General features: G+C 59.2%; 16 protein-coding genes. 3 read left to right on the forward strand and 13 right to left on the reverse strand.

Annotated elements, in window-relative coordinates:
• Window positions 1–85 precede the first annotated feature (85 nt).
• Entirely contained in the window at window positions 86–484 is a 399-nt protein-coding gene (locus MUN82_RS17340; RefSeq protein ID WP_245092493.1) for a DUF4783 domain-containing protein, read from the reverse strand.
• Between the two features lie 144 nt (window positions 485–628).
• On the opposite strand from MUN82_RS17340, the gene gpmI reads away from it, so the two are divergent.
• Both gpmI and MUN82_RS17350 read left to right on the forward strand, forming a co-directional pair.
• Entirely contained in the window at window positions 629–2,182 is a 1,554-nt protein-coding gene (gene gpmI, locus MUN82_RS17345; protein ID WP_245092495.1) for a 2,3-bisphosphoglycerate-independent phosphoglycerate mutase, read from the forward strand.
• Window positions 2,175–2,765: a hypothetical protein gene (locus MUN82_RS17350; protein WP_245092497.1), complete on the forward strand. Its 591-nt coding sequence runs from the start codon at window positions 2,175–2,177 to the stop codon at window positions 2,763–2,765. Before gpmI ends, MUN82_RS17350 begins: the two co-directional genes overlap by 8 nt.
• A 174-nt stretch (window positions 2,766–2,939) precedes the next feature.
• Here the strand turns inward: MUN82_RS17350 and MUN82_RS17355 are convergent, their stop codons facing one another.
• From MUN82_RS17355 to MUN82_RS17365, 3 genes are all read right to left on the reverse strand, one after another.
• The gene (locus MUN82_RS17355) at window positions 2,940–5,066 is read right to left on the reverse strand and encodes a 3-keto-alpha-glucoside-1,2-lyase-like domain-containing protein (RefSeq protein ID WP_245092499.1); all 2,127 of its coding nucleotides are present in this window, start codon (window positions 5,064–5,066) and stop codon (window positions 2,940–2,942) included.
• A gap of 430 nt (window positions 5,067–5,496) precedes the next feature.
• Window positions 5,497–5,829: a type II toxin-antitoxin system PemK/MazF family toxin gene (locus MUN82_RS17360; protein ID WP_245092500.1), complete on the reverse strand. Its 333-nt coding sequence runs from the start codon at window positions 5,827–5,829 to the stop codon at window positions 5,497–5,499.
• Window positions 5,817–6,077, reverse strand: coding sequence for an AbrB/MazE/SpoVT family DNA-binding domain-containing protein (locus MUN82_RS17365; RefSeq protein WP_245092502.1), 261 nt, complete (start codon window positions 6,075–6,077; stop codon window positions 5,817–5,819). Before MUN82_RS17365 ends, MUN82_RS17360 begins: the two co-directional genes overlap by 13 nt.
• A gap of 127 nt (window positions 6,078–6,204) precedes the next feature.
• Between MUN82_RS17365 and MUN82_RS17370 the strand changes: the two genes are divergently transcribed.
• A complete protein-coding gene (locus tag MUN82_RS17370) occupies window positions 6,205–6,585 on the forward strand; it encodes a hypothetical protein (RefSeq protein WP_245092504.1) in 381 nt (126 codons plus the stop codon).
• Window positions 6,586–6,690: 105 nt separating this feature from the next.
• Here the strand turns inward: MUN82_RS17370 and MUN82_RS17375 are convergent, their stop codons facing one another.
• The 9 genes from MUN82_RS17375 to thrA form a co-directional block, all read right to left on the reverse strand.
• Window positions 6,691–9,510 carry a S9 family peptidase gene (locus MUN82_RS17375; protein ID WP_245092506.1) on the reverse strand — a complete coding sequence of 940 codons (2,820 nt, stop codon included), beginning with the start codon at window positions 9,508–9,510 and terminating at the stop codon, window positions 6,691–6,693.
• A gap of 190 nt (window positions 9,511–9,700) precedes the next feature.
• Window positions 9,701–10,297, reverse strand: coding sequence for a hypothetical protein (locus MUN82_RS17380; RefSeq protein ID WP_245092507.1), 597 nt, complete (start codon window positions 10,295–10,297; stop codon window positions 9,701–9,703).
• Window positions 10,298–10,362: 65 nt separating this feature from the next.
• A complete protein-coding gene (locus MUN82_RS17385) occupies window positions 10,363–10,797 on the reverse strand; it encodes a secondary thiamine-phosphate synthase enzyme YjbQ (protein WP_245092510.1) in 435 nt (144 codons plus the stop codon).
• Between the two features lie 155 nt (window positions 10,798–10,952).
• Window positions 10,953–12,467 carry a right-handed parallel beta-helix repeat-containing protein gene (locus MUN82_RS17390; protein ID WP_245092512.1) on the reverse strand — a complete coding sequence of 505 codons (1,515 nt, stop codon included), beginning with the start codon at window positions 12,465–12,467 and terminating at the stop codon, window positions 10,953–10,955.
• A 110-nt stretch (window positions 12,468–12,577) separates the two neighbouring features.
• Entirely contained in the window at window positions 12,578–13,249 is a 672-nt protein-coding gene (locus MUN82_RS17395) for a phosphoribosylanthranilate isomerase (RefSeq protein ID WP_245092514.1), read from the reverse strand.
• Window positions 13,250–13,491: 242 nt separating this feature from the next.
• Window positions 13,492–14,127 (reverse strand): c-type heme family protein, encoded by a 636-nt coding sequence (locus tag MUN82_RS17400; protein ID WP_245092515.1) that lies wholly within the window; start codon window positions 14,125–14,127, stop codon window positions 13,492–13,494.
• Window positions 14,128–14,184: 57 nt separating this feature from the next.
• On the reverse strand, window positions 14,185–15,483 hold the full coding sequence (gene thrC, locus MUN82_RS17405) for a threonine synthase (protein ID WP_245092516.1): 1,299 nt from the start codon (window positions 15,481–15,483) through the stop codon (window positions 14,185–14,187).
• Window positions 15,484–15,497: 14 nt separating this feature from the next.
• Entirely contained in the window at window positions 15,498–16,442 is a 945-nt protein-coding gene (locus MUN82_RS17410) for a homoserine kinase (RefSeq protein WP_245092517.1), read from the reverse strand.
• Between the two features lie 175 nt (window positions 16,443–16,617).
• Complete coding sequence (gene thrA, locus MUN82_RS17415; RefSeq protein ID WP_245092518.1) at window positions 16,618–19,062, reverse strand: bifunctional aspartate kinase/homoserine dehydrogenase I; 2,445 nt, start codon at window positions 19,060–19,062, stop codon at window positions 16,618–16,620.
• Between the last annotated feature and the right edge of the window lie 183 nt (window positions 19,063–19,245).

The raw sequence follows: 19,245 nt of genomic DNA on the forward strand, positions 1-19,245 counted from the left end.
GCATGCACGAAGCCCCCGCAGCGCAAGCTGCGGGGGCTTCGGATGCTTTATCTGCACAGAGATGAAACGCTTCTTACCGCCTCATCTACTCTTTGGTAAACTCAATTGTGTCGATTTTGATGGCGCCGTTGAAGGACTTCATCTTTACAAATACCCGGTAAGAGCCGCTTTTGCTGGCATACTTACCAATGGCGTAGGGTACGCCCTCGGGGCTGGCACCTTTGTGAATATATTCGAAGCCGCTACTGGCATTTTTAGCAAAAAAGTCTTTCATCACAAACTCAGCCTGCGTGGCGCTGTAGCTTTGCTTGTCTCCATCGAAGCCCAGTTCGACGGTAGTGGCAAAATATTGGGCCAAGTCGCGCGAGGAACCGTTGCTGATGGCCGCACGGGCAGCCAGTAGGGCGTCGCCTTGGGCGTACGCGGCCAGCGTACTGAGCGTGAGCCACAGGAAGAGGAAAACCCGGGTAAAAGTGCGTTTCATATTGGAAAAAGAATACTTCACCTCCGATTGCTAAAATTATGCCAACAGCTGCCTCCTGGATTGCGTATGGGATGCGGTTTCTTTCCGGAGGGAAGAACACAACAAATTGTGCCTGGTCCGGGCTAGGTACGTTATCTTTGCCGCATGAACAAACAGGTATTGCTGGTCATTTTGGACGGCTGGGGGCTGGCCCAGAACAAGGAAGTATCCGCCATTGACAAGGCGCGTACGCCCTTCCTCGACTCGTTGTTTCAACGCTATCCGCATAGCAAGCTGCAGGCTTCAGGTGAGGCCGTTGGCCTTCCAGAAGGGCAAATGGGCAACTCGGAGGTAGGCCATATGAACATTGGTGCGGGCCGCGTGGTGTACCAGGACCTGGTACGCATCAACAAGGCTATCCGCGACCGGAAGCTGGGCGCCATCCCGGCCCTGGAAAAAGCCTTCGAGTATGCTCGTACCAACCAGAAGCCAGTACACCTGCTGGGCCTACTATCCGATGGCGGCGTACACTCGCACATCGACCACCTGAAAGCCCTCTGCACCCTGGCCCGCGACCAGGAGGTGCACAACGTGTTCATCCACGCTTTCACCGACGGCCGCGACACCGACCCTAAGGGCGGGGTAGGCTACGTGAACGAGCTGGAGCAGCACCTGCAGCGTGGGGCCAGTGGCCGCATTGCCTCCATTGTAGGCCGCTACTATGCCATGGACCGCGACAACCGCTGGGAACGGGTGAAAATTGCCTACGACTTGCTGGTGAACGGCAAAGGCACGCCCTCCCAGAACCTGATTCAGAGCATGCAGGACTCCTATAAGGAGGGAATTACCGATGAGTTCTTGAAGCCGATTGTGAAGGTAGGCGCCGACGGGCAGCCGCTGGCTACCATTCAGGAGGGCGACGTGGTGCTATTCTTCAACTTCCGCACCGACCGCGGCCGGGAGCTGACCGAAGCCCTTACCCAGCAGGACCTGCACGCCTACGAAATGCACCGCCTGAACCTGCATTTCCTGACCATGACCACCTACGACGCCTCGTTTACGGGCGTCACGCCGATTTTTGAAAAGGATAACCTCGAAAATACCCTGGGTGAGGTGCTAGCCACTAACAACAGAAAACAGATTCGTATTGCCGAAACCGAAAAGTACCCCCATGTGACTTTCTTCTTCTCGGGGGGTAGGGAAAACGAGTTTGAGGGTGAAACCCGCATCCTGCGCAACTCGCCCAAGGTAGCCACTTACGACCTGCAACCTGAGATGAGCGCCTACGAGCTGCGCGACGCGCTGGTGCCGGAGCTGCAAGCCAACTCAGCAGATTTTGTGGTTCTCAACTTCGCTAACCCCGACATGGTGGGCCACACCGGCGTATTTGAAGCCGCTGTGAAGGCCGTAGAAACTGCCGACATCTGCGCTCAGGCGGTGGTAGAAGCAGCCCAAGCGGCCGGCTATGCCAGCATCATCATAGCCGACCACGGCAACGCCGACATGATGGTGAACCCCGACGGCACACCCAATACCGCCCACACTACAAACCTAGTGCCCTGCATCTTGGTTGATAACGACTACCAGGGCACCCTGGCCGATGGCAAGCTCGGCGACATTGCACCTACTGTATTGGCACTCATGGGGTTGGCTCAACCCGCCGAGATGTCGGGGCAGTCGTTGCTACGCGCGGCGGGCACTATTCCTACTCATGCGTAACGTTTTTGCTTTTTTATTCGGGGCGGGGCTATGGGCCGGTGCCACGGGCTGCGGCTCGTCGGCAGAGGCCGATAGCCCCGCTTCCGGTACCATGATGCGGCCAGCGTATTTTCCACTTAAGGAATACCTCGATGCGCAAGCTGCCCGCCTCACCCAGCAGCAGCCCGCCGTGGAGAAGCGCGTGACCCTGCGCGACTCCACCCCGGAAACCGCCCGCGTCCCGAAGGTTGATTGGGCGCAGGAATTACAGGTTTTCTACCAGGCCGACATCAACAAGCCCGCCCTGCGCGGCGCCTACGCCGTAGACTCTGCTTCCCTACCCAACGGCACCCAGCGCATCACCTACACTCGCAAGCCCGGCTTCGACAATGCTGTAGTGCGCCTGGCCGTAGTGCGCGACGCGTCCGGCGTACGCACCGTAGATGCTACCCTGCAACAGAACAATCCGCTGTTCTACTCCGAAAAGAAGCTGCAACTGCAAGGCGAAGCCGGTACCCTGGCCGCCTACCAGGTACGCGGCGTGCAGAAGCTGGTACTGTTTGATACGCTGCGCTACGCGACGAATGCGCAGGTGGTGCGGTAGAGCGGCCCAAGCGTAGATCCTGCAGAATCAGCGCTGTGCATAGGCCGCAGTGGTGAGAGACTACATCTATAATCGGATTGCAATCAAACACCGCAGTAAAGCCAACGAACTTGAGCTAGTCTAGCTACGCAGACTACTCTTGGCCAAGCAGATAAGCGGACCCTTCAGAAATTTCTACTTGCCCACTCGCGGGTACATGGGCAGTTGCCGGGGAGCTGCCAGGGAGGGCGTTGGCAGTGGCGCCCGCACGCCCGTAAGCAGGAGGTTATCGAAATACGGGGTGCTCAGCTGTTTTTTGTCGCCTCCCGCTAGCAAGCCGGCCATTCCGTGCGCGTAGAGGGTGTCCACCACCTGTAGCACCGGTTTGTCGTCTACTAGGCCGGTGATGGTGGTGCCCTCAAAGCGCAGCTTTAGCCTGTGCCATTGTTGGGGCCCGATGGCGGACAACTGCACCGTGCCTAGCACCTTCTCGCCGCCTTCGCTGGCATCATTCTGCGCACGAATCAGGGCCTGCTGCTCAGCATCGCCAATCAATGCCTTCTTTTCTTGCTTGCCCCGCACCACCACCAGGCTACAGCGCCCGTCGTCGGCTAGCTGCAGGTAGTAGCCTTTGGGAATGATGCCGTAGCCAGTGCCCACATGGTTTACCCGGCCCATGACGCCACCCGCATCACCTGGGTTTAGGTAGAGCTCGGCGCTTACCTCGTAATCCTGCCAGCTATCCTCCCCCAGGATGGAGTACGGCCGCCAATCCGGTGCCCAGGAGATGGTGGATTCCGGCACTACCTGACGCAAGCAGCGCCCCTTTTTATCGGGCCGGTCGGTGAGTTCGAACGCGTCGATGATATCGGCGGTGTAGCGCGGCAAGTAGCCCCACTGCTGAGGATTCGTGTACTGCTCAAACGTTTCGTAGTACGGCAGCGGGAAGGCAGTAGGCGCAGGAATGGCGGCAAACGTTCCTTTCTGCTGGCCGCGGGTGGTCGAGAGGGAGTACACCGCGTTCGGCTCCAGCGTCAGCGTCACGATGCCATTCACCGGCTTGATGCCCGCCTGCTGCACAAACTGCTCCTGCTCGGTGCTCCGCCACACGCACAGCTCCTTCGTCGATAGGGCACCCTGCAGCTGCAGCCGCAACTGTTGGGGCGCACGGGCCTTCTTCGTTTCGATAATCAGGCTGTAATCCTTGCCGGGCGACTTCAGGGTGACCACGCTGCCCCCGCCCGGCAGGGCTGCGCTGCCGCCGCGTAGATACTGCCAGCCCACAGCCGAAAACTGCCCGTAGTGGGCGTAGCCCCACAGGGCCTCCCGCACTTGGTAGTGCCCGCTCCAGGGCCAGCGCGCCACCACCGCCACCGGGTCTTCGGCGTACGGCTCAATGGGGTAGACGCCGCCTATGTCGTACCAGTTCACGCACTTGGTCGCGCCGTGGTCGATAAAGTTGCGGTTGAAGCATTCCACGATGCTGATGAGGCAGTCGAAGCCCTTCTTGTACACGTGGTCCTCGGTATTCCAGATGGGTTTGCCCCATTCGGTGGCCAGCGCCTGCACCTCGGGCGGGGCCGGGGAGCCATCGTATAGGACGTGGGCACTAATGATGTCGATGGACTGGCGCAATGACTCGTCGGTGCGCATGTCGCGCACGAAGTCGAATTTGGTGTTGTCCCAGTTATCGAAGGCGTGCAGCTTGACGCCGGCAAAACCATTGGTATTTAAGGTCTGCCGCAGTTGCTTGGCAAAGTCATAGCTCTTGCCCTTCTCGTTGCGGCAGCCGATGGCGTCCAGCTCCAGGCGGTACACTGTGCGCAGCCCCTGCAGCCACTTCACGTAGTAGCCCGCCGCATCCTGCGACCAGAAATTGCCACCGCCTACCCAGCCGGGCGCACTCCAGGCCGTGGCATCGAGCGACAAGGCGGGGTTGCGCTTTTTGGCCTCCCGCAGCACCCACCACGTATAGCCGCGGGAATAGTTCAGGTCCTGGCGCGTGTGCATGTGGCTGGGCATGGAGCCTTGCGTAGAATTGCCGTCGCCGGGAATCTCCACCAGCAAGGTACTGACCGAAGCCCCGAATTTGGGCTTGTAGAGCAAGTCGAGAATCTGCTGGCGCTGCGGCTCAGGATAGTCCTTGAGCAGCACCGAGGTGGCTCCCCCGCCATTAACCACGCCAATGCCATCGAAGCGCTTGCCGCCTGCGTCGCCGCGCAACTCGAGGGTGAGGGGAGGTGTCGTGGGCGACGGGTTTGGCTGCGCCAAAGCAATACGGCAAACGCTCAGAAACGAAAGCGACAGAACGATTTTAAGCATTGCTTGCATAAAAGATCCTGGTTTTACAGGTAGTGCGGGCGAAAAGGTGGTAGTAAGGTAAGAAAAGCTATATAAGCAGGTTGGTTCGGGGCCGTCGCTCCATGTACTACCCAGGACGCACCCGGCGCATTATCTACACCCGTAGGCTCGGCTTCAGGAATCCGGTGGTCCGCGATGCGGCGGGCGCCTCGTAGATGCTACCCTGCAACAGAATACCCCCCTATTCTACTCCGAAAAGAAGCTGCACCTGCAAGGAGAAGCCGGTACTCTAGCTGTCTATTAGATACGCGGCGTGTAGAAGCTGGTGCTGTTTGATACGTTGCGCTATGCGACGAGCACACGGATGGTACAGTAATTTATAATTCAGCTACTTGGAGGCAGTGGTAACACAATCGGCCCGCCATGACAGCGGGCCGATTGTGTTACCTACTTAATATTGAAATATCTCCTGCAGCCGGTCGCAAACCGCCTGCGCGGTAGTTTTAGGCAGCACACCCAGGCGGCGTACCAAGCGGGTCTTATCAACTGAGCGGATACGGTCAAGCGCTACCTGCCCCTCCTTTTCCTGGAAAGTACAGTCCACTCTGGAGGGGTAGTCGCGTTGGGTGCTGGTCAAGGCCGCAATAGTTACCGTGCGTAAGTAGCGGTTCATTTCGTCGGGAGAGAGCACTACACAAGGGCGGGGCTTGCTGATTTCGCTGCCTTGGGTAGAGTCAAGGTTGACGAGCCACACCTCGAAGCGCTGCGCAGCTACCACTGCCATTCCGTTTCCTCGAAAGCTTCATCCGAAAATCCCTCTAGCAACTCACCCTCTGGTGCCTGGCCTTGAGCAATGGCCTGCTGGAAACGTTCGTCCCAACCTTGGCGGCGGGGTTTCGCCACTGGTTTGATGAGTAGGCCCTCGGGCGTAGGCTGTAAGTCTACCTCACCGGCGAGTTGGTATTGCTGCAATAACTTCTTTGGCAATACAATCCCCTGGGAATTGCCCACCCGAATCAGGCGCGTGTTCATGAAAGCAAATGTACGTACAATGTAAGTACATTTGCTTGCTGCCGTTGGCTTCATAAGCTGAAAAGCTGCACCTTCAAAACCACTATCTGACCATTAGTATTCTACCTGAGAGAAAGAGGCTGTGTAAATGATGGATTTCCTGCTACAACGCAATGCTAATCCGGAGGAAATACGGTCGGCATTGGCAGCCTTTTACCATGCCAAGAGACGCCTTGATTTGGAATCATGGGTAGAAAATGAGAACTACCATACCATTGCCCTTACCGGAGATGTTGCTCTGCTTCTCTCTGTATATGATAACTCAAATGATGAATTAGCATTGGCGCGCTACTTGGCCCATACCTTACGTATGAAGCTAATTATCAGCGACTATTCGATTAACCCATATACTTGGATACTGATTGATGAAGAAGGTAAGCAGCACCCAATCTATCAGGACACTGCAGAGCAGCCAGAAAACACCTTTGTTGTAGACAGTCGTCATAAACACTTGCTGCAGCTAGAATAAGAAAGCCCCCAAACTTTGTCGTTCCTCCAAGCTAGCTTACTGCTTAGAGAATACGACAAAGTTTGAGGGCTACCTATTCAGCAAACTATCGTTTCCTGCTCTTGCCTACCGCACCGATGAGGTAGACGTTTCCAGTCCCCAATTCCTGCCCTTTTCCACAGCGGGCACGCCGCGCTCCAACCATACGGGGGCGGGGGCGCCTTTCAGGTAGTGGTCGAAGAACTGTAGCTCGCGGACGGAAATATCCTTGCGGTTTTCGCGCTTCACTAGATTATGAGCTTCGCCGTTGTATTGCAGCAACCACACAGGCTTGTTGAGGCGGCGCAAGTCCGTGAACATCTCAATGCCCTGGTACCACGGTACGGCGCCGTCGGCGTCGTTGGCCATGATAACTACTGGCGTCTGTACCTTAGGCAGGAAGAACAAGGGCGAGTTGCGGATGTACAAATCCTGGTTTTCCCACAGGGTAGCGCCCAGGCGGCTCTGCGTGCGCTCGTACTGAAACTGCCGGCTCATGCCCGACTCCCACCGGATGCCACCGTAGGCCGAGGTCATGTTCACGACGGGCGCGCCGGCCCAGGCGGCGGCGTACATGGGTGTCTGGGTGATGAGATAGGCCACCTGGTAGCCGCCCCAGCTCTGCCCCTGAATGCCAATATGGGCACCGTCTACCCAGGTGTTTTTCTTCAGAGCTTCTACCCCCGAGTTCACAAACTCCACTGCCGAGGCACCTGGCTCGCCGATAGTATAGCTGATATCGGGCGTGAATACCAGGTAGCCGTTGCTGGCAAACATGGCAATATCGAGGCGGGAGGGGGTAGGCGCGGGCGCATTGTAGCGGTAGAGGCCGTCGGATACCTTTTCGTAGAAATACGCCACCATGGGGTACTTCTTATTCGGATCGAAGTTCTCGGGCTTGTAGAGCACACCGGTGGCAGCGTAGCCCTTGGGCGTGGTCCAGTGTACCAGCTCGGCCGTAAACCAGTTGTAGTCTTTCTGCTGCGGGTTGATATTGCTGAGCTGGGTTTCCTTACGCAGGTCGCGGCTGACGTAGAGGTCGGTGGGGTTCTGCACACTCGACTTGGTGTACAGGAACACAGGGGCGTTTTTCGCCCGCATCAGTTGGGAGTAGGCTATGGGCGCCACCACCACGCGCTGCGGCGCCTTGGTGCTGTTGATGTTCTTGGTATAGTAGCCCCACTGCTTGGTGGTTTCATCCTGCACTTGCAGCCACAGCTCGTCTTTGGGCTCGATGAAGTCCTGCTTGGCTACCGGTATTTCGTAGCGGAACCGCAGCTTCTGCTGGCGCCCTACCCCGTTGGTGAAGTTGGTGGCCGTGCCGGTTTTGGGGTCTACTTTCCAGATGTCGTACCGGTCGTAGAGCAGTACGGCATCGTCGTTTTTGGTCCAGGCGGCAATGCCGTAGGGCTGGGGCTCGGTAGGCGAGTCGTTCTCCTCATCCGTAAAGTCTACCTTGGCTTTGGCCGTGAGGTTGACGGCCTTGCGCGTGGCGGGCGAGTAGGCAAACCAGGCCTTGGCATCGTAGTCGTACCACACGGCGTACTGCCCGCTGGGCGAGAGCTGAAAACGGCTCTGGCTGGGGCGGGCGTTGATGGGCAGCCGCTCGCCGGTGCGCGTCGAAATCAGGTAGGCGCGCTTAAACGTGCTACCCTGCCACTGCATGGCTACCCGGTTGGCGGTGTCCGTCACGGCCAGCACGTACTCGGCGTTGTTTTTATCGGCCATGTAGGCGTCTTGCAGGTAGGCATCGGCCAGCTGCATAAACTTGCCGCCTTTAGGGTAGACCACCGCCAGGTAGCTGCGCTGCAATTCCCGTTTCAGGTTTTTCAGCTGCATGGGTTGCAGGTAGTCGTCTTTGTAGTGCCAAATGTCGAGTTTGGCGTGCTCAAAGTCTACCAGGGTCGTGTCCTGCGGAATCAAGTCGGGCGCGGTGCCGAAGAACAGCTTCTCGCCGTTTTCACTGAATGCTACCTTCCCAAAGCCGCTGGGCGACCAGCCTTTCTTCAGCCCGTTGGCACCGGGAGCCATCAGCACGCGGGCGCTATCGGCAAAATCCGAATAGTAGAGGCTAAACGGCTTGTTTAGCGCTTTCGTGGGGTATTTTTCGGCGGTAAAAGCTAGCTGCTTGCCAGCATCATCAAACGACAGGTTCTTGTACGTGCCCTTGCCGGCACTGAGCTGGCGCACGTTGCCGCTGGCTACATCGTACACAAACAGGCCCGAGCGCAGGTTTTTACTACCCTTGGGCGCGGCTACCGCAAACGCCACCTTGTTGCCCGACTTGCTCACCTTGTAGTCCGTGACAGCCTCAAACGTGCGCGGCTGCCCTTTGTCGAGATTGAGAATGGTGAGCACGGCCCCGCCCTTCTGCGTTTCCAGCAGCTTGTCGGTGATGCGCTTCACCGTATCGACAGGTGCTTTTTTGAGCGTATCTTTCAGCAAGGGCTTGGTCGCCAGAAAGGCCAGAACGGCGCCCTCCTCGGCTAGCTGAAAGGATTTCACGTCACCGTATTTGGCGAGTTTGCCCGTCGTTAGCGCGTACACGCCCAACGAGTCTTTGGGCATTTGGTCGGGCTTTTTCTTCTTGATGCGGGCCTGCCGCACATCCTGGTAGCGCGGGCTGATCTTGAACACCGCATACTTGGAATCGGCTGAGAACATGGCCGAGTCGCCCCGGCTGATCTGGCGCAGCGTTTGGTTACCAGCAGTTTTGAGGTAGAGGGTGCCATCGCCCTGTTGGGGCCGCACCTGCAACAGCACATACTTGCCGTTGTGGCTAATGCGCTGGCCCGCTACGCTTTGCCACTGGTCATATACCGAGTGGTCGAGGGGCTTTTTGGGCGCTTGCTGCGCTACGGCCGGCACAGACAGCAAGCCGGTAAACAAAAGAAGAGAAGAACGCATGTACACGAAAGAGTAGCAGAAAGACAATAGTTGCGTAGCTCCAAAGGCACAACTAGTGGCTATAAGGTTGCTTCTCTGCAGGTAGGGGGTGGCTCGCAGCCGCTCGCAGAGCAGTTTGGGGGCACCCTGTTACATCACCATTCATCTCCGTCGCTCACTAATTCGGGCGCGTACAACGCGTCCCCTACCCCTAATCCACGTAATACTGCACCTGAACGGCGCTGAGCTGGCCTTTGTGCAGGGTCATGGCCACGGTGTTGAGGCGGTTGGAGTCGCCAATACGGAGGCTGTCGCAGTTGCCGGTCTGGCGGGCGTAGCGAGTGCGGTAGGCGGCCCCTAGCTTTTGTTGCAGTTGCTGCCCATACTGCGGGGCAAAATCTGTCACAGTCACTTCGCGCAACAAATCCTTCTCGGCGGCCCGGTAAAACTCAAACTGATTGCCATGGTGGCGCAAGGTCAGAATGGTATCTACCTGGTTGCGCTCATGGCGGTTGCGGAACGGCTTGCGCGACACAATGGTAGCGCCCGCCTGCTGCAACTCGGCCACCGTAATTTCGGCGCCGAAGGGGTCCTCAGCCACTTCATCATCTACCAGTGAGCAGGCAGTTTTTGCGGTTTTGGGCGGCACCCGGGTGGCTGGTGGTGCCGGGGTAGGGCGCGGCCGGGCAACGGGTGGTGCCGAGGCTACGGGTTTCTTTTCCTGGCAGCCCGTAGCCAGCAGCAAACCACAGCTCAGCGTGAGGGCATGGCTGCCAAAGCGCGAGAAGCAGGTAGCGAGCAGAAGCATAGGCGTGAGGGTTAGCAGAGTTGTTAAGTATACGCAGAAAGCAGTGTCATAGCTCGGCTTCTGCGCTATTTCTCCGCTTTTTTACCCATCAGCGTGGCCACTACCCAGCGGCGGCCGCCGTGGTTGCGGTGCTCGCCTAGGTAGATTCCCTGCCAGGTGCCCAGAGCCAGCTCGCCCCGCATCACGGGCACCGTAACGGAGCTACCCAGCAGCACGGCTTTCAGGTGAGCCGGCATATCGTCGGGGCCTTCCTGGGTGTGCTGAAAGTAAGCTGCGTTTTCGGGTGCTACGCGGTTGAAGTACTCCTCCATATCGCGGCGCACGGTGGGGTCGGCGTTTTCGTTGATGGTGAGGCTGGCCGATGTGTGCTGAATAAAGAAGTGCGCCGTGCCCATCTCCATCTGCTCCAGCTCGGGCAGCTCGGCCGTCAGCAAGTCCGTTATCAGGTGAAAGCCCCGGCGCACAGCCGGCAGGCGCAGTCGTTTCTGAATCCAGAGCATGTAGTGAAATTATGAGTGGTGAGTGACAAAATACGTTTGTCATCCTGAGCTTGCGAAGGACCTTCTCATGCGTGAACGACGGTCGTACCAACGACTCATTCAACTGGCATAAGGTCCTTCGCAAGCTCAGGATGACAAACGTACTTTATATCCTTCTACGGCGCGGCGCGCTCATAGGCGCCCATGTCGGGGGTGCGTGGGTCGCGGGGGGCGTTCAGCAGGTCGTGCGTGAGGGAGGGTAGGGGCGCGGCTTTATTGCTGGCCGGCGACGCGGGACCGAGGCGGTAGTCAAACCGGTTGGGGTAGAGATTGGGCGTGCGCCGGAATTTGGGGTCTTGGTTGAGAACGTTACCGCTGTTGCCGAAGCCCAACCCAGTAGCCGTGCTGGTAGCCGCCTTGTAACGTTCTGTTTGCAACAAGCTATTCTGAATAGCTACCTGTTGGTACTGCGCACCATTTATCAACAGCAACTCATCCCGCAACGAGCCCCATACAATGGAGTTGCGCATGGTCAGGCGCAGGGGGTAGGGCCCTTTAGCTACCGTGCTGGGCGCTTCGTTGCTGAGCGTCAGCGACTCGGTAGAACGGTTGAAATTACCCCGATAGTTGGCGATGGTGCAGTAGTCAAATGTGAAATTGCCGCCGCCTACCCCCAACACTGCATACTCGCCGCAGTTCGTAATCAAGCAGTTGCGCATCTCCACGTCTCCCGATAGGCTCAGCACCCCGGCACCGGTGGGTAGGGTTTGGGCCGCGCTGGCAAAATTGATGCTCTGCCCCGAAATATTGCGGATAACGGTATTCTCTACCCGCACCGCCGGTCGGGGTAGGCGGTTGCGATAGTTGAACACCAGCAAGCCGTAGGCAGCATTCTTGATTTCGGCGTAGCGCACCACGTTGTCGTGGCTGCTGGCCAGAAACTGAATACCTGCCCACTGGCCCGGAATGTTGTCGTAGAAGGGCTCCAGCCGGTCGCCGGCAAAGCGCACAATGTTTTCGTTGTTGGCTTCTATGGAGTCGGTACCCGGTTGGAAATCAGGGTTGACGCGCAACGTGCCAGCCACAATCAGAATAGAACCTGCGTGCGAGTACACGCGCGTGCCCGGCTGCATGGTGAGCGTGCACGTCGAGTCGACCCGCAGTGAATTATAGATGACGTGGGGCTTGTCGTTGGTCCAGGTGGTGTTGCAGGGTAGGGTTTCGCCGTTGTGGAAGTAGGCGTTTTGCCCGTAGGCTACCAGCGATACTTGCTGATCGTTGCCGTTGGTACGAAACCGCAGCTCATCCGTCACGATAAACGGTTTGACGTCGCCAGGCGTTGGGTCGATGGTAGCGCGCACCAGCACCAACAGGCTGTCACGCCCCCTAATTTCCACATTGTTGATGCCGGGACCCGCATCGCCGCCCACCAGCAAGCGGTAGGGCGAGGTGGCGGGGTTGGCCAAGGTAATTTGCTCCACACGCACGGCGCGGGGGTTGCGGTTGTATACCCACAGCCGCCGCGTAGCCGTGCCCGTGCGCACAAACACGGTATCGAACAGCACCGTATCCCGCGAGAACTCCAGCCGCGCACTGCTATCCGTCGTCACGATATCGGCCTTGGGCTCACAGCCGGGTAGCAGAAGCAAGGCGAAGCTCAGCAGGAAAAGCAGGGGCAGGAGGTAGCGCATGAGGCTACAAAGGTAAGGGGTTTTGAGGGTGTGAGGGTATGGGGGTAGGAGGGTAAGAAGTATGTCATCCTACCCCCATACCCTCACACCCTCCTACCCTCAAACACTGTTTACGGCATGTACTGGCGTACTACCTCCACGAAACGGTGTAGCTTCTGGCTATCCAGCTGCCCATCGGAGCGGACGCCGCTGCACACGTCTACCCCAAAAGGGCGCACGGTTTCGATGGCCTCGCGCACGTTCTCGGCGTTCAAGCCGCCGGCCAGAAACACCGGAATATCCAGCGCCTCGCGGATACGGCGGCTGATGTCCCAGTTGTGCACCCGACCGGTGCCACCCAGCTCCTTCACGGGTAGCTTGGGGTTGCCCGAGTCGAGCAGGATGCCATCTACGTGCGGAGCTACGCGCTTGGCTTCGTCAAACGCCTCGGAGCCATTCACGTGAATGACTTGCACCAGACTGATGCCGGGTAGGGCCGTGCGCAGGTCTTTGTAGGTGCCGTCGCTCAGAGCATCCACAATTTGCAGCGTGTCGGCGCCGGTACGGCATTGGTGCGCAATAATGGCCTGCGTAGTGGTTTCGCTGGTGAGCAGAAACGACGCCACTGAGGGCGGCGTGCGGCGGGCCAACTCCCGCACCAGGTCATCGGGGATGATGCCGGGGCCCCTGGGCATGCGGGCCACCAGCCCCAGGGCGTCGACGCCCAATCCCACAGCTATTTCCAGTTCCTGCCGCGTGCTGATGCAGCAGATTTTGATGCGCGGACGCAAAGTAGGCTTCATACCCTGAGTTAGCGTAACTATTCGGGATTAGAAAGGATTACGCTGATTTTTTGTAGAAAAGGCTGCACGGTCCCATCCGGCTGTCGTCCTCTCTCCCATCCGTCATCCTGAGCGCAGCGAAGGACCTTATCACGGCAGAACGACAAGCGTAACAACGACTTGTTCTAAAGTAAAAAGGTCCTTCGCTCCGCTCAGGATGACGGATGGGAGAGAGGATGCAAGAAAAAATCCAAGAAGTTCTCCTAAAACCGCCGCTTAAATATCTTTCGGGTTTTCATGGTGTAGAACTCTGCGATGCCCTGGCGGGTGAACTGCGCGCTCCATGTTCCCATGGCCTCGCCTACCCGGTAGCCTAGCGGCACGCGGGGGTAGCGCTGCCGAATCAGGGCCAGATCGGTCGGCGCCACATCCGTTTCGGTGCCGTGGCAGCGCAGGCAAGCAGCATCTGTAACCAGCAACGCCCGTTCGTAGGTGAGCACTTCGCCTGAAGTTCGCTTCACTGTTCGGCTGGTATCGGCAGCCTGGCTGGGGCTGGTACCGGGGGTGCGGCGTGTATGGCTGAGCGTACCCTGAAGCACCCGCGCCACCGAATCGGTAGCGGCAAAGGCAGCACCGTGGCCGGCGGGTAGAGCCTGGGCCACGGGGCCAGCTTGCAGCAAAGCGGCCACCTGCTGGCGTAGGGCACGGTCGGCAGTGCGCGTGAGCGAATCGCCGGCCCAGCGGGTAGCGCGCAGCAGGTCGGCGGGCAAAATGCGCTTCACCTGGTGATTTTCGGCCTCCACGGCCAATTCTTTCGTGTTCGAGAGGTGCTCTACCTGGTCGGGACGACAGGCTGACAGCAGGAGCATCCCTACCCCACCCCACATTCGCAAACGCATACGCACAAGGCTATAAGAATCTACTGCAAGATACGAAGCTGCTCCGGGTCCCCTACCCTATCGGTTCAGCAAAAACTCCCGTAGCGCTGTGTATTCTGCCGGCAGTGGCACCCGCTCGATGGGGCGCTGCATGAGCGGCTCCAGGGCTGCCGGGAGCGGCACGGCCTCACCCAGCAAGGGCTCCACTACCTCCCGGAACTTCACCGGGTGTGCCGTTTCGAGCAAAAAGCCGCCTTGGGGCGTGGGGTGCGCTGCCAGATGGCGTTGTAGCGCGTTATACGCTACGGCCCCGTGCGGGTCCAGCAGGTAGCCGGTTTCGGTGTGTACTTGCTGGATGGTTTGCTCCGTTTCGGCATCTGTGATGGAGTAGCCCGTCATCAGCCCAGTGATGCGCGTGTGCTCTGCCTCGAACAGCGCCAGAATACGGCCGAAGTTGCTGGGGTTGCCCACGTCCATGGCATTAGAAATAGTGGCCACGGCTGGCTTGGCCGCGTACTCGCCGCTGAGCAGGTAGGCAGGCACCGCGTCGTTGGCGTTGCAGGCTGCCACGAAGTGCGCCACCGGCAGCCCCGACACGTGCGCCAGCAGCCCGGCGCACAGGTTGCCGAAGTTGCCGCTGGGCACTGCCACTACCGGCGGTAGTTGCGGTTGCCACTGTTGCCAGGCCAGGCAGTAGTAAATCTGTTGGGGCAGCCAGCGCGCCACGTTGATGGAGTTGGCCGACGTGAGGCGCTGCTGTTGCATTAGGTCCACATCGGCAAAGGCCTGCTTCACAAGGCGCTGGCAGTCGTCGAAGTTGCCCTGAATTTCGAGGGCCGTGATGTTCTGGCCCAGCGTAGTAAGCTGGCGCTCCTGCAAGGGGCTCACTTTACCAGCGGGGTAGAGAATGACCACTTCTACCCCTTCCACGCCCAAAAAGCCATCGGCCACTGCTCCGCCTGTATCACCAGAAGTGGCTACCAGCACTGTTACGGGCGCCGTTTCCTGCCGCGAGAAGTAGCCTAGGCATCGGCTCATAAAGCGTGCCCCCACATCTTTGAAAGCCAGGGTAGGCCCATGAAACAGCTCCAGCGCCGCAATCTGCTCCGTGATGGGTGCCAGCGGAAACGGGAAATTGACCGTTTCGGCGCAGATGCGGCGCAGCTCCTCTTCCGGAATGGCGTCGCCCACGTAGGGCGCCATCACCTGGTAGGCTACTTCGGCGGCGGGTAGGGTTTTCAGCGTCAGCAGAAAATCAGCCGAGAAGCGCGGAATGGTTTCTGGGAAGTATAAGCCGCCGTCGGGCGCCTGACCCTGGATGGTTGCCGTGCGGAAATCAACGGCCGGCGACTGGTGGTTGAGACTATGGTAGTGCATATTCAATTCAACGTTCAAAATAGTGGGATTTCAACCTGCTCGGTGGACCTCACCACCCGCACGCCCTCAGTGTTCATGCGCGTGACGTAGGTGAACTGCGCGATGCTCAGCCGGTCGTACACGGCTTGCATGGCGGCGGCCACGGCGCGGGCAGTGGCTTCTTCCTGGCTCAGCATGAAGATAGATGGACCCGAGCCCGAGATGCCGCCGCCTAAGGCCCCAGCTTCGCGGCTGGCGGCTTTCACCTCGGCAAAACCCGGAATCAGAATGCTGCGCACGGGCTCCACGATAAAGTCTTCCAGGGCGCGACCTATTAAATTGTAGTCTTGCAGGCAGAGGCCGGCCACCAGCCCGCCCACGTTGCCCCATTGCCGGATGGCGGTGGGTAGGGGCACCTGCCGCTTCAGAATGGCGCGGGCATCGGCGGTTTTCACTTCAATCTGCGGGTGCACCACCGTTACCCACAACGGGGGGGTAGGCAGCGGCACAATATCGAGCGGGGCGGTGCTGCGGATGAGCGTGACGCCCCCGTACAGGCACGGCGCAATGTTGTCGGCGTGCTGCACGCCCGAGGCCACTTCTTCCCCAAACATGGCAAATCGCACCAGGTCTTCCTTGCTGAACCGATTGTTTAGCAGCGCGTTGGCCCCTACCACTGCACCCGCCGCACTGGCCGCGCTGGACCCGATACCGCTGCCCGGCCGAATGGCCTTGTTGATGCGTACCTCTATCCCTACCCCCGGTGCTTCGCGCAGCAAGGCCAGCAGCGCCCCGCCCGCCACGTTGCGTGTGGGCTCGGTGGGCAGGTCGAAATCGTCTTCGTTGATAATGGTAACGCCAGGTGTGTCGGTCAGGCGCAGGTGCATAGTGTCGGCGGGCTCGGCCAGGGCAAAGCCCAGCACATCAAACCCGCAGACCATATTGGCCACGGTGGCCGGAGCCAAAACGGTAACAGACATTTCTTGAAGGGTTGAAGGTTGAGTTGGGAGGGTTGGGGTGAATTATGCAGAACGCCCTGCTGAGCTTGCCAAAGCAGCTCTACCGTGAGTAATCCCTGTCGATTTAGAAGTATCGCCACGGTAGAGATGCTTCTACTTCGCTACGCTCAGCAGGACGTTCTAAACTCAGTCCTTACTACTGTCGCGTGGCGCGCATGATGTCGGCGAAGACTCCAGAGGCGGTTACGTCGGCGCCGGCGCCTGCTCCCTTCACCACCAGCGGCTGCTCGGGGTAGCGGGCGGTGTAGAATAACACGGCGTTGTCTTTGCCTTGCAGGGAGTAAAAATCGTGGTCGGGGCCGACGGCTTGCAGGCCCACGGCGGCGGCGCCATCAGTATAGCGAGCCACGAAGCGGAGCTGCTTGCCGGCGGCGGCGGCCTCGCGGTAGAGACGCTGGAAGTGCGGCTCCTGGTGGGCCATTTCCTGGTAGAAATCCTCTACGCTACCTTCCATACACGAGGCAGGCAGGAACGCTTCGTTTTCGATGTCGCTCATTTCCAGCTCCTGCCCGGCTTCGCGGGCTAGAATCAGAATTTTGCGGGCCACGTCTACCCCGCTTAGGTCGAGGCGCGGGTCGGGCTCAGTGTAGCCCTCGTCCTGGGCCTGGCGCACCACGTCGGCAAAGGGCCTCGACGCATCATAGTGGTTGAACACGAAGTTGAGCGTACCCGACAGCACAGCCTCAATGCGTTGCACTTCGTCGCCGCTGCGCGTGAGGTCGTTGAGTGTACCAATGATGGGTAGGCCCGCGCCCACGTTCGTTTCAAACAGAAACGACGCCCCAAACTCCCTCGACAACCGTTTGAGCTGCTGGTAGTAGCTCAGCTCGGCCGAGCCGGCAATTTTGTTGCACGCTACCACAGCCGCGCCCCGGCTCAGCAGCTCAGGATAGCAGCGGGCCACCTCACCGCTGGCTGTCACGTCCACAAAAATGGTGTTGCGCAGGTTGCGGTTTTTGATGACTTGCAGGAAGTCGGCCAGCTTGCCTTCTTCGCCCTGAGCCAGGGTGTCACGCCAGCTACTGAGCTCCAGGCCTTGCTCGGCAAAGGCAAACCGGCGGCTGTTGGCCACGCCCACTACCCGCACTTGCAGACGCAGGTGGCGCAGCAGGTAGGCCCGCTGCCGCGAGAGTTGCTCCAGCAGTTTGCCGCCCACGTTGCCGGTGCCCACCACAAACAGGTTTACCTGCTTGGTCTGCACCTCAAAGAATGACTCGTGCAGCACGTTGATGGCCTTGCGCACGTCCTGCGTCCGCACCACCACCGAAATGTTCTTCTCCGACGAGCCCTGCGCAATGGCCCGAATATTCACCCCATTGTTACCCAGCGCGTTAAACAGGCGCCCGCTCACGTTGGGGTGGTCCTTCATCTTCTCGCCCACCAGCGCTACGATAGCCAAGTCGGCCTCTACGACCAGCGGCTCTACCTTGCCGGAGCCTATTTCAAAGGCAAACTCGTCGTCGGTGGCGGCTTTGGCGCTCACGGCATCGGCGGTGCGCACGGCCACGCAAATGCTATACTCCGAGGAGCTTTGGGTGATGAGAATGACGTTGACTTTCTCCCGTGCCAGGGCCGCAAACAACCGCATCGAAAAGCCCGGAATGCCTACCATGCCGCCGCCCTCCAGCCGCAGCAGTGTGATTTGCCCAATGCTGGAAAGGCCGCGTACCACCTCGCCAGTAGCGGGTGGCGCCACCTCTACGCGGGTGCCTTCGTCGGCGGGTGCAAAGGTGTTTTTGATGAGCAGCGGAATACCGCGCTGCCGCACCGGCTGGATGGTAGGCGGATACAGCACCTTGGCCCCGAAGTGCGACAGCTCCATGGCTTCCTGGTAGCTGATGCGCGGAATGGGTCGAGCCTGGCGCACCAGGCGTGGGTCAGCCGTCATCATGCCGCTCACGTCGGTCCAGATTTCCAGCACTTCGGCTTCCAACGCGCCGGCCAGGATGGCAGCCGTATAATCGGAGCCACCGCGACCCAGGGTGGTGGTAGCGCCTTGCGCATCCGAAGCAATAAAGCCCGGCAGCACATACACCGCGTGCGGGTGGTTGCGCACGTAGGTCTGGACTTGCCGGTTGGTGGTCTGAAAATCTACCAGCGCATTGCCGAAGTTGCTATTCGTGCGGATCAGCTCGCGGCTGTCGTGGCAAACGTGGTCAATACCGCGCACCTGCAAATTGGCCGCCACCAGCCGCGCCGACAGCAGCTCCCCGAAGCTCATGAGGCGGTCCAGCGTCCGCACCGACAACTCACCCAGCGCAAACACGCTGTCGCAGAGCGTTTCCAGGTCGTTGCATTCCTGCTTCACCCGGCTCAGCAGACTGCTCTGGCTGGTGACGGGCGCCAGCTCCTTAGCCGCCTCCAAATGGCGCTGCTCAATGGTTTGCAGCAGCTGCCGGTAGCTTTCATGCCCAGACGCCGCTTGCTGGCCGGCCATAATCAGCGCATCGGTGGTGCCACCCAGCGCCGATACTACTACCACGGTAGGACCGCGTTGCGCGGCCTGCGCTACCAGCTCGCCTACTTGTTGGATGGTCGCCGCCGTGGCTACTGAAGAACCACCAAATTTCAGAATCTGCATGTTGGGTAAGGGTCTTGGGACTTGGAATCTTAGGGTCTTGGTTTGCTAAGACGGTCGGAATGGATGAGTATACATGCGAAAAAGCAGCGCTTCGGGAGGGTGGCAACCTCTTGTCAGGAGGGTGGCACCGGCGAAGGGCTGCTCAGGAAATGTAGAAAGTGAGAGGTAGAGCAGCCCCGCTAA

The organism is Hymenobacter aerilatus (genome assembly GCF_022921095.1).
Classification (GTDB): Bacteria; Bacteroidota; Bacteroidia; order Cytophagales; family Hymenobacteraceae; genus Hymenobacter; species Hymenobacter aerilatus.

Bases quoted from the DNA above. Each gene is read 5' to 3' on its own strand.
- MUN82_RS17395 (WP_245092514.1), bottom strand. From the start codon at position 13,249: ATGAAGCCTACTTTGCGTCCGCGCATCAAAATCTGCTGCATCAGCACG.
- MUN82_RS17380 (WP_245092507.1), bottom strand. From the start codon at position 10,297: ATGCTTCTGCTCGCTACCTGCTTCTCGCGCTTTGGCAGCCATGCCCTC.
- MUN82_RS17350 (WP_245092497.1), top strand. From the start codon at position 2,175: ATGCGTAACGTTTTTGCTTTTTTATTCGGGGCGGGGCTATGGGCCGGT.
- thrC (WP_245092516.1), bottom strand. From the start codon at position 15,483: ATGCACTACCATAGTCTCAACCACCAGTCGCCGGCCGTTGATTTCCGC.
- MUN82_RS17340 (WP_245092493.1), bottom strand. From the start codon at position 484: ATGAAACGCACTTTTACCCGGGTTTTCCTCTTCCTGTGGCTCACGCTC.
- MUN82_RS17375 (WP_245092506.1), bottom strand. From the start codon at position 9,510: ATGCGTTCTTCTCTTCTTTTGTTTACCGGCTTGCTGTCTGTGCCGGCC.
- MUN82_RS17360 (WP_245092500.1), bottom strand. From the start codon at position 5,829: ATGGCAGTGGTAGCTGCGCAGCGCTTCGAGGTGTGGCTCGTCAACCTT.
- MUN82_RS17390 (WP_245092512.1), bottom strand. From the start codon at position 12,467: ATGCGCTACCTCCTGCCCCTGCTTTTCCTGCTGAGCTTCGCCTTGCTT.
- MUN82_RS17370 (WP_245092504.1), top strand. From the start codon at position 6,205: ATGATGGATTTCCTGCTACAACGCAATGCTAATCCGGAGGAAATACGG.
- MUN82_RS17400 (WP_245092515.1), bottom strand. From the start codon at position 14,127: ATGCGTTTGCGAATGTGGGGTGGGGTAGGGATGCTCCTGCTGTCAGCC.
- thrA (WP_245092518.1), bottom strand. From the start codon at position 19,062: ATGCAGATTCTGAAATTTGGTGGTTCTTCAGTAGCCACGGCGGCGACC.
- gpmI (WP_245092495.1), top strand. From the start codon at position 629: ATGAACAAACAGGTATTGCTGGTCATTTTGGACGGCTGGGGGCTGGCC.
- MUN82_RS17365 (WP_245092502.1), bottom strand. From the start codon at position 6,077: ATGAACACGCGCCTGATTCGGGTGGGCAATTCCCAGGGGATTGTATTG.
- MUN82_RS17355 (WP_245092499.1), bottom strand. From the start codon at position 5,066: ATGCTTAAAATCGTTCTGTCGCTTTCGTTTCTGAGCGTTTGCCGTATT.
- MUN82_RS17385 (WP_245092510.1), bottom strand. From the start codon at position 10,797: ATGCTCTGGATTCAGAAACGACTGCGCCTGCCGGCTGTGCGCCGGGGC.
- MUN82_RS17410 (WP_245092517.1), bottom strand. From the start codon at position 16,442: ATGTCTGTTACCGTTTTGGCTCCGGCCACCGTGGCCAATATGGTCTGC.